At 67.2% G+C, this 8242-nt stretch carries 9 protein-coding genes and 1 tRNA gene; 8 read left to right on the top strand and 2 right to left on the bottom strand.

Going from position 1 to position 8242, the window contains the following annotated elements; all coding sequences use genetic code 11:
* The first annotated feature begins 5 nt into the window (after positions 1-5).
* Positions 6-899 carry a 4-hydroxy-tetrahydrodipicolinate synthase gene (gene dapA, locus DBR20_RS16770; protein ID WP_108267074.1) on the top strand — a complete coding sequence of 298 codons (894 nt, stop codon included), beginning with the start codon at positions 6-8 and terminating at the stop codon, positions 897-899.
* 32 nt (positions 900-931) lie between these two features.
* Positions 932-1447 carry a hypothetical protein gene (locus DBR20_RS16765; RefSeq protein ID WP_108267072.1) on the top strand — a complete coding sequence of 172 codons (516 nt, stop codon included), beginning with the start codon at positions 932-934 and terminating at the stop codon, positions 1445-1447.
* Positions 1448-1683: 236 nt separating this feature from the next.
* Here the strand turns inward: DBR20_RS16765 and fdxA are convergent, their stop codons facing one another.
* Positions 1684-2007, bottom strand: a complete 324-nt coding sequence (gene fdxA / locus DBR20_RS16760) for a ferredoxin FdxA (protein ID WP_005409054.1) — start codon at positions 2005-2007, stop codon at positions 1684-1686.
* Between the two features lie 186 nt (positions 2008-2193).
* Here fdxA and DBR20_RS16755 point away from each other — a divergent pair, with 186 nt between their 5' ends.
* A complete protein-coding gene (locus tag DBR20_RS16755; protein ID WP_108267070.1) occupies positions 2194-3618 on the top strand; it encodes a sugar porter family MFS transporter in 1425 nt (474 codons plus the stop codon).
* A gap of 294 nt (positions 3619-3912) precedes the next feature.
* On the opposite strand, the gene DBR20_RS16750 is transcribed toward DBR20_RS16755, so the two are convergent.
* Positions 3913-3987: transfer RNA gene (locus tag DBR20_RS16750), tRNA-Glu, on the bottom strand.
* 49 nt (positions 3988-4036) lie between these two features.
* Here DBR20_RS16750 and pcnB point away from each other — a divergent pair.
* The 5 genes from pcnB (at position 4037) to DBR20_RS16725 (ending at position 8159) form a co-directional block, all read left to right on the top strand.
* Positions 4037-5416: a polynucleotide adenylyltransferase PcnB gene (gene pcnB / locus DBR20_RS16745; protein ID WP_108267123.1), complete on the top strand. Its 1380-nt coding sequence runs from the start codon at positions 4037-4039 to the stop codon at positions 5414-5416.
* 3 nt (positions 5417-5419) lie between these two features.
* Positions 5420-5905, top strand: a complete 486-nt coding sequence (gene folK, locus DBR20_RS16740) for a 2-amino-4-hydroxy-6-hydroxymethyldihydropteridine diphosphokinase (RefSeq protein WP_108267068.1) — start codon at positions 5420-5422, stop codon at positions 5903-5905.
* A 34-nt stretch (positions 5906-5939) separates the two neighbouring features.
* Positions 5940-6755 carry a 3-methyl-2-oxobutanoate hydroxymethyltransferase gene (gene panB, locus DBR20_RS16735; RefSeq protein WP_025878796.1) on the top strand — a complete coding sequence of 272 codons (816 nt, stop codon included), beginning with the start codon at positions 5940-5942 and terminating at the stop codon, positions 6753-6755.
* Positions 6752-7591: a pantoate--beta-alanine ligase gene (gene panC / locus DBR20_RS16730; RefSeq protein WP_108267066.1), complete on the top strand. Its 840-nt coding sequence runs from the start codon at positions 6752-6754 to the stop codon at positions 7589-7591. Before panB ends, panC begins: the two co-directional genes overlap by 4 nt.
* Positions 7592-7664: 73 nt before the next feature.
* Complete coding sequence (locus DBR20_RS16725; protein ID WP_108267064.1) at positions 7665-8159, top strand: hypothetical protein; 495 nt, start codon at positions 7665-7667, stop codon at positions 8157-8159.
* Positions 8160-8242 lie beyond the last annotated feature (83 nt).

The following is an 8242-nucleotide window of genomic DNA, read 5'->3' as shown; positions in this document are numbered from 1 at the left end:
CGTCCTTGTCCCTTTCCGGCCTCATCACCGCGCTGGCGACCCCCTTCCGGGCCGACGGTGCACTCGACCCCGACGGTTGGCAGCGCCTGCTGCACCTGCAGCTGGAGGGCGGCGTCCAAGGCGTTGTCGTTGCCGGCTCCACCGGCGAGGCAGCCACCCTGTCCGATGCGGAGTACGACCAGCTGCTGGCCAGCGCGGTCGAACGCATCGCCGGCCGCGTTCCGGTCCTGGCCGGCACCGGTCTGTCCGGCACCGCCAAGACCATCGAGCAGACCCGCCGCGCCGCCGCGCTCGGCGCCACCCACGCGCTGGTGGTCACCCCGCCGTACGTGCGGCCGACCCAGGCTGGCCTGATCGCGCATTACCGCGCGGTCGCCGACCAGGCGGGGTTGCCGGTGGTGCTGTACAACGTGCCCGGCCGTACCGGTTGCGACATGCTGCCGGAGACCGTGGCCGAGCTCGCCAGCCATCCGAACATCGTCGGCATCAAGGAAGCGGTGGGTGATACCGGCCGCGTGCGCGCGCTGCTGGAGCTGCGCAGCACGACCTTCGCCGTGCTCACCGGCGATGACGGCACTGCCGCACGTTCGATCCAGGCCGGCATGGACGGCCTGATCTCGGTTGGCTCCAACGTGCTGCCCGGCGCCTACCGCCGGATGTGCGACCTGGCCGCTGCCCATGACCATGAAGCCGTCGAATCCTGGGATGCGCGCCTGCAGCCGTTCCATGACTTCTGCGGTGTCGAATCCAACCCGATTCCGGTCAAGGCGCTGTTGCGTCGGATCGGCATCGGTCACGATCTGCGCCTGCCGCTGCTGCCGCTTTCGGCTGCACATGCGCCTGCCGCCGACCATCTCGCCGGCGATATCGCCGCCCTCGAAGCCCTTTCCAGCCACTGACCTTCCGTCTTGGTCTGATCCAGGAGATTCACATGCGCCAATCCGTTTCCGCCGTCCGCGTGCTGTCCTTCGCGCTCCTTGCCGTCGCCACCGCTGCCGGCACCACCGGTTGCTTCAAGCGTGGCGTCAAGGGCGACTATGCCCTGGCCCCGGAAGTGCGCCCGCTGGAAGTGCCGCCGGACCTGAACCTGCCGGCAGGCGCCGGCAACAACCAGGTGCCGACCCTGAGCTCGGCGACCAAGCCGGCGGCTCCGGCCGCCGCCGCTCCGGCGGTCAGCGCCACCGGCTTCACCATTGCCGGCAGCAAGGAAGATGCCTTCGCCAAGGTCGGTACCGCGCTGGAAGGCGTGGAAGGCCTGACCATCGCCACCCGCGCGCAGCTGCTGGGCTCGTACGACGTGGCCTATGAAGGCAGCAACTTCCTGGTCCGCGTGGTCGCCGTCGACGCCGGTGCGTACATCTCCGCAGTCGACCCGCGTGGCCTGCCGGCTACCGCCGCAGCGCCGGTGAAGCTGATTGCTGCGCTGAAGGCGAAGCTGGCCCCGTAATGGCCGGTCCGGTGGGTACGGACCTGCGGGTTCGTGCCTGCCGTGGTAGAGGCCGACCTTGGTCGGCGCTTTGTGCCAGTCAAGGTTGGCAGCTACCAGGACCAGAACAGGAAAGGGCGCCTTGGGCGCCCTTTTCATTGCCTGCAGGTTGTATCTGCCTTGGTAGAGGCCGACCTTGGTCGGCGCTTGTGTGCCAACCAAGGTTGGCACCTACCCAAAGCAGCGGTGCCGGCGCCTCAGCGCTCCAGCAGCTTCAGCTTGTCCGGCTTGCCGTCCCACTCGCCGGCGTCGGCCGGCGGGTCCTTGCGCACGGTCAGTACCGGCCACTCCTTCGCCAGCTCGGCGTTGAGGGCGACGAAACCTTCCTGGCCAGCGGGCACATCGTCTTCCGGGAAGATCGCGTTGACCGGGCACTCGGGTTCGCAGAGGGTGCAGTCAATGCACTCGTCCGGGTCGATCACCAGGAAGTTCGGGCCTTCGTGGAAGCAATCCACGGGGCACACTTCCACGCAATCGGTGTGTTTGCACTTGATGCAGTTTTCGGTGACGACAAAGGGCATGGGTAGGGGGCGAATCGCTTTCTGAACCTGCCAATTCTAGAACAGGTTGGCCCCCGGTGTCGGTTGCCGTGTGAAAGTGGGGCGGATTGGTAGCCGGAACGCCCATTTGGCGGCATGCCCGCCCTGTGCGACGCTGCCAAGGCCGCCGGCCCGCTTCGGTCGGCCCCCTTCCTCGCAGGATCCTTCATGTCACCAGTCCAGCCCGGTGCCGCCTCCAACGGCGGTGAGAATACGGCCTTCATCGTCCTGATCAGCTGCGCCGCCACCCTCGGCGGCTTCCTGTTCGGCTTCGATAGCGGCGTCATCAACGGCACCGTTGACGGCCTGCGGCAGGCCTTCAACTCCAGCGAGGCCGCGCTCGGCTTCGAGGTGGCCTCGATGCTGCTGGGGTGCGCGATCGGCGCGTTCGCAGCCGGCTGGCTGGGTGATCGGCTGGGACGTCGTGGCGTGCTGATCGGGGCGGCCGTGATGTTTCTGCTGTCGGCGCTGGGTGCCGGCGCCGCACATGCGTCCTGGTTGTTCGTCTGCGCGCGCGTGCTCGGTGGATTCGCCGTCGGTGCGGCCAGCGTGATGTCACCGGCCTACATCGCCGAAGTCGCGTCGGCGCGCTATCGCGGCCGGCTGGCGACCGTGCAGCAGATGGCGATCATCTGCGGCCTGTTCGCGGCGTTCCTCAGCAACTATCTGCTGGCCCGGGCCGCAGGCGCCTCGACTGAACCGCTCTGGCTGGGGCAGGAGGCATGGCGCTGGATGTTCTGGATGCAGGCGCTGCCGTCACTGTTGTTCCTGCTGCTGTTGCTGGTGATTCCGGAAAGCCCGCGCTTCCTGGTGATGAAGGGCCGACAGGCGCAGGCGAGGGCGGTGCTTGGGCGGTTGTACGGTGAACGCGCTGCGGTGAACAAGCAGGCCGAGATCGAAGCAAGCCTCGCCCAGGACCAGCACAAGCCGCGTTTCGGCGACCTGCTCAACAAGGCCACTGGCAAGCTGCGTCCCATCGTCTGGGTCGGCATCGGCCTGGCGATGTTCCAGCAGCTGGTCGGCATCAATGTGGTGTTCTATTACGGCGCCGTGCTGTGGCAGGCGGTGGGCTTTTCGGAAAGCGACGCGCTGCTGATCAACGTGTTGTCCGGGGCGCTGAGCATCGGTGCCTGCCTGCTGACAGTGGTGCTGATCGATCGCATCGGCCGCAAGCCGCTGCTGTGGGTCGGTTCGGTCGGCATGTCGATGGCGCTGGTGCTGATGGTGGTTGCCTTCGCCAGTGGCAGTCTGGCCGATGGTCGCCTGCAGCTGTCCGACGGCATGGGCCGGTTGGCGCTGGTAGCGGCCAACGTCTACGTGGTGTTCTTCAACATGTCCTGGGGCCCGGTGATGTGGGTAATGCTCGGCGAGATGTTCCCGAACCAGATCCGCGGCCCGGCGTTGGCCGTGGCTGGTGCGGCGCAGTGGACGTCGAATTTCGCGATCACCGTGACCTTCCCGATACTGCTGGCCGGCATCGGCCTGGCCGGTGCGTACGGCATCTACACCGTCGCCGCGATCCTCTCGATCATCTTCGTCGTCCGCTACGTGCGCGAGACCAAGGGCAAGGAACTGGAGCAGATGGAAGGCTGATGCGCTTCGGCTTCGGAGCGATCCGTTCGCGCCTCCCTGCTACGTGGGGGGAGGGGGCAGGCCGCCCTCTCCAGGACGCGCAAAATCCCCTCCATGGGGGCTCGATGGCGCCATCCATGGCGCCATCGAGCCCCCATGGAGGGGTTCACGGCGTGTCCTGCCCTGGGTGACCCCACCGGCTCAAGCCGGTAGCAGGAAGGCGCCAGAGCGACCAACCCAACCGAAACAGGCACAAACTCCGGAAAACAGAAAAGCCCGCACAAGGCGGGCTTTTTCGGTTCCTGCTGCGGCGACTGGTGCTCCCTAGGGGACTCGAACCCCTGTTTTAGCCTTGAGAGGGCCACGTCCTAACCACTAGACGAAGGGAGCAGTGTGTCGCTGCCGGTGCAGGAGCGCTAGTATATGCACCTCGATGCCATTGGGCAATCCCGAAACTTCAACCGGAAGCGCCAACATCATTTCCTCTGCTACATCACCGTTCAGCCTGCGCGTCATCCCGCGCGACCAGCACACGATCTCCCGCAAGGACATCAGCCCGAACGCTTTGCGCGTGCTTTATCGACTGCGCGATGCCGGCTTCGGCGCCTACCTTGTCGGCGGCGCGGTGCGCGATCTGCTGGTCAATGGCCAACCCAAGGATTTCGACGTGGCCACCGATGCCACGCCCGAACAGGTCAAGCAGTTGTTCCGCAACTGCCGCCTGATCGGCCGCCGTTTCCGCCTGGCCCATGTTGTGTTCGGCCGCGAGATCATCGAAGTCGCCACCTTCCGTGCCAACATCGATGACGGCAGCGGCGACCGCGAGATGGAAAACGGCATGCTCGTACGCGACAACGTGTACGGCAGCATCGAAGACGACGCCATCCGCCGCGACTTCACCTGCAATGCCCTGTACTACGCCATCGAGGACTTTTCGGTGCGTGACTACACCGGCGGCTTCGAAGACGTGCAGGCACGCCTGATGAAGCTCATCGGCGACCCGGTGCAGCGCTACCAGGAAGACCCGGTGCGCATGCTGCGTGCGGTCCGCCTGGCGGCCAAGCTCGGCTTCCAGATCGAAGAGGGCACCGCCGCACCGCTCCCGCAGCTGGCCGGCCTGCTCAATGAAGCCGCACCGGCGCGCCTGTTCGAGGAAGTCCTGAAGCTGTTCCTGTCCGGGCACGGCGTGGCCAGCTTCGAAGGCCTGGAGCGCTATGGCCTGTTCGACGTGTTGTTCCCGGAAAGCGCCAAGGCGCTGAAGTCGAACCGTACCGGTGCGCTGCGCCGCATGGTGGTCGAGGGCCTGGCCAACACCGATGCACGCGTGGCCAATGACGAGCCCGTGTCGCCGGCGTTCCTGTTCGCGCTGTTGCTGTGGCCGGCCTATTGCCGCGCGCAGGCAACGCTGCTCAAGCAGGGTGTGGCACCGGAAGAGGCACAGCGTCGCGCCGCCGACCGCGTCACCGTGCAGCAGTTGAGCACCATCGCATTGCCGCGCCGATTCTCGCTGCCGATGCAGGAAATCTGGCTGCTGCAGGCGCGCTTCAGTTCGCGTCAGCGCAAGCGCGTGATGCGCACGCTCAGCCACCCCCGTTTCCGCGCAGCCTTCGATTTCCTGGCCCTGCGCCAGGTGGCATCGGCAGAGCACGAAGCCGACGTCGCGTTCTGGCGCGAAGCGCAGGCGCAGTCCGGGCAGGAGCTGGATTCGTCGCTGGATTCCCTGCACAGCGAGGCCGGTGATGAGGAGGGTGGGGCGCCGCGCAAGCGTCGTCGTCGCCGTCGTCGTCCGGACGGCGCAGCTGCCGGTGCTGCCGAGTAATCCATGACCGGTGCCTGGATCGGGCTGGGCGCCAATCTTGGCGACGCAGCCAACACCGTCCGCGCGGCCATCGCCGCGCTGGGCGACCTGCCCGGAACCCGGCTGACGCAGGCGTCGCGGTTGTACGCGACGCCGGCATGGGGAAACGAGGACCAGCCACCCTTCGTCAACGCGGTGGCCGCGGTCGACACCGACCTGTCCGCTGTCGCGCTGCTGCAGGCCATGCTCGTGCTGGAGCAGCGCTTCGGCCGCATACGCGACCCTGCCGTGCACTGGGGCCCGCGTGCGCTGGACCTGGACCTGCTGCTGTTCGGTGATCAGGTGCTGGACCTGCCCGAGCTGAAAGTGCCGCATCCTTACCTGCACGAGCGTGCATTCGTGTTGGTGCCGTTGGCCGAAATCGCCGCCGATCTGGCCATTCCCGGCCATGGCCGCGTGCGGGACGCAGTGATGCGGGTGGATGCCTGCGGGATCGCGCCGTTAGGGTGATAATGCCCGGGTTATCTCCCCCGGTTATCAGCACATGAGCACCCACGCAGACAGCAAGCCCTGGACCGTTCCCGCCCTGGCCGAGGCCAAGCGCAATGGCCAGAAGCTGGTCATGTTGACCGCCTACGACGCAGGCTTCGCCCGCACGTTCGATGCCAATGGTGTCGACCTGATCCTGATCGGCGATTCGCTGGGCATGGTCGTGCAGGGCCACGATTCGACCCTGCCGGTGACCGTCGCCGACATGGTCTACCACACCCGCGCGGTCGCCCGCGTGCTGCAGCGTGCGCTGCTGATCGCCGACCTGCCGTTCGGTGCCGATGCCACCCCGGAACGCGCGCTGGATGCTTCGCTGCAGCTGCTGCAGGCCGGTGCCGAGATGGTCAAGATCGAAGGTGCCGGCTTCAAGGTCGACATCATCCGTTACCTGGTCGAGCGTGAGATTCCGGTCTGCTCGCACCTGGGCCTGACCCCGCAGTCGGTGCTGCGCCTGGGTGGCTTCAAGATCCAGGGCCGTGGCGATGCCGCGCGCCAGCTGGTGGACGACGCCAAGGCCGTTGCCGAGGCGGGCGCCAGCATCATGGTGCTCGAATGCGTGCCGACGCCGGTTGCCGCTGCCGTCACCGCTGCCGTTCCCGTGCCGACCATCGGTATCGGTGCCGGTCCGCAGTGCGATGGCCAGGTGCTGGTGCTGCACGACTTCCTCGGCCTGGACAGCGGCCACCGCCGTCCGAAGTTCGTCAAGGACTTCCTGGCCGAAGGCGGCTCGGTGGCCGGTGCCACCCGCGCCTACGCCGATGCCGTGCGCGATGGCAGCTTCCCTGACGAAGAACACGCGTACGCCCAATGATCCAGACTTTCAACGAACTCGGTGCACTGCGCGCACAGATCGCGCAGTGGAAGGGCGAGGGCCTGCGTGTGGCGCTGGTGCCGACCATGGGCAACCTGCATGGCGGGCACCATGCGTTGATCACGCTGGCAAAGCAGTACGCCGACAAGGCCGTGGCCAGCATCTTCGTCAACCCGACGCAGTTCGGGCCGAACGAGGATTTCAGCCGCTATCCGCGCACCCCCGAAGCCGATGTGGCCGGGCTGGAGCAGGTGGGCTGCGATGCGGTGTGGCTGCCCAGCGTCGAAGCGATGTACCCGCTGGGCGTGGACAAGACCACGCGGATGCATGCGCCCGGCGTCAGTGAAGTGCTGGAAGGCGCCAGCCGCCCGGGCCATTTCGATGGCGTGTGTACGGTGGTGGCGCGGCTATTCCTGCAGGTGCAGCCGGACGTGGCCGTGTTCGGTCGCAAGGACTACCAGCAGTTGGCAGTCATCAAGCAGATGGTGGCCGAGCTGTCGTTCCCGATCCAGATCGTCGGTGCCGAGATCGTGCGGGATGAGGATGGTCTGGCCAAGAGCTCGCGCAACCAGTACCTCAGCGCCGAGCAGCGCCCCATGGCGACCACCCTTCATCGCACCCTGCTGGGCATGCGCGAAGGTTATGTCGCCGGGCACGGCCGTGAACGCATCGAGGCCGACGCCGTCGCCGCGTTGCAGGCGGCCGGTTTCCAGGTCGACTACGCGGTGCTGCGCACCCCGGAACTGGCCGAACCGACCTTCGATGGCGGTGGCCGCGTGGCCCTGATCGCCGCGCGCGTGGGCACCACCCGGTTGATCGACAACCTGGAGTTCTGAGCCGCCCCGCGCGGTTCTGCAGGGCGCCCGCAGTGGGCGCCCACTGTTCGCCGGACAAGGACGACGTGCCGACATGACCTCGTATTCCGCCAGCTCCGGCCGCCGCGCCGTGGCGGCGATCCTGGCGGTGTTCGCCGCCGCACTGCTGCCTTCGCTGGTGATCGGCGGCCTGATTGCCGGTCTCAGCCTCGGCCAGGAGTTGGCCACGGCCGCGCTGGCGGCCCTGTTGATGTTCGTGCTGGTCTTCGCCCATGCCGTGGCGGTACTGCTGCCGATGGGCCTGATCCTGCTGTCCTCCGGCCGCCTGCGCCGGGTGTGGTTCGCGCTGGTGGGGGCTGGGCTGGGCGCGCTGGCCATGGCCACCTGTGCCTGGCCCGACGGGTCTGACGGCGCTCTGATGAGCCATCTTGCCCATGCCGGCAGCTTCGACTGGGCCAGCTATGCCGTCTCGGTACTGGTGGCCGCCGGATTCGGCCTGATGGCCGGACTGGGGTTCCATGCCGTGTTCCGGGCGGTGCTGGCCGGTGCCACGTTGCCGGCGCCGGGCGCGCAGCAGGGCACCGGCTGAACGGTCTTCAGCATCCCGCGGCAGCTACCTGACCGCTGCCGCGTGGGTGCTAGAATCCGCTCTTTCCTTTGCCGTTGCAGCGC

Source organism: Stenotrophomonas sp. HMWF023 (assembly GCF_003060985.1).
Taxonomy (GTDB): Bacteria; Pseudomonadota; Gammaproteobacteria; order Xanthomonadales; family Xanthomonadaceae; genus Stenotrophomonas; species Stenotrophomonas lactitubi.
The sequence above is the reverse complement of the archived record's forward strand: the minus strand, read 5'-3'. Positions and strand labels throughout refer to the sequence as shown.